The organism is Streptomyces glaucescens, from assembly GCF_002154375.1.
Classification (GTDB): domain Bacteria; phylum Actinomycetota; class Actinomycetes; order Streptomycetales; family Streptomycetaceae; genus Streptomyces; species Streptomyces glaucescens.
The window spans coordinates 1-606 of sequence record NZ_MUND01000923.1 but is presented as its reverse complement, the minus strand read 5'-3'; the positions used below and the strand labels follow the sequence as shown (position 1 = coordinate 606).

The following is a 606-nucleotide window of genomic DNA, read 5'->3' as shown; positions in this document are numbered from 1 at the left end:
CACACCGACGTTGGACTCCCTCGTCACATGCGCGCAGACGATGTCCCGGAATCGATCACCTATGTGGTCGTGCGTCTGCGGGCCAGTTCCCTGCCCTCCTCGATCAGCGCGTCAGCGACCAGCAGTCGCGGCAGTAGGTCCGGTTCGAGTGTCATCGCGCGGAAGACAAGCGCGACGGTCACGTCGTGGTCGGGCCGGTACGCGATTTCGACGGGGTCGGAAACCCGGATGTCTCCCGGCTCGATCACGCGCAGATACGCTCCCGGCACCGCGGCCTGGGTAAACCGCTTGATCCAGCCCTCTCGCTGCAGCCAGCCCTGGAACGTCGCGCATGGGATCCGCGCGCACGACACCTCCAGGACCACGTCTGGCCCGATGCGCCAACGTTCACCGATCAGGGCGCCGTTGACGTCGACGCCGAGGGTCGTGAGATTCTCCCCGAAGACGCCGTTGGCAAGCGGCCTGCCCAGCTCGGCCTCCCACCCGTCGAGATCCTCGCGGGCATAGGCGTAGACGGCCTGGTCGGAACCGCCGTGGTGCTTCACGTCGTAGACGCGGTCGCCTACGAGACCGACCTCGCCGGTGCCCTTGGGCCCGGGCGCGATG

1 protein-coding gene is annotated in these 606 nt (G+C 67.7%); it reads right to left on the bottom strand.

What is annotated here, in order from left to right:
• Window positions 1-59: 59 nt before the first annotated feature.
• Window positions 60-606: MOSC domain-containing protein (locus tag CCN42_RS39325; RefSeq protein ID WP_107427727.1), on the bottom strand; the 547-nt coding region annotated here is incomplete at its 5' end.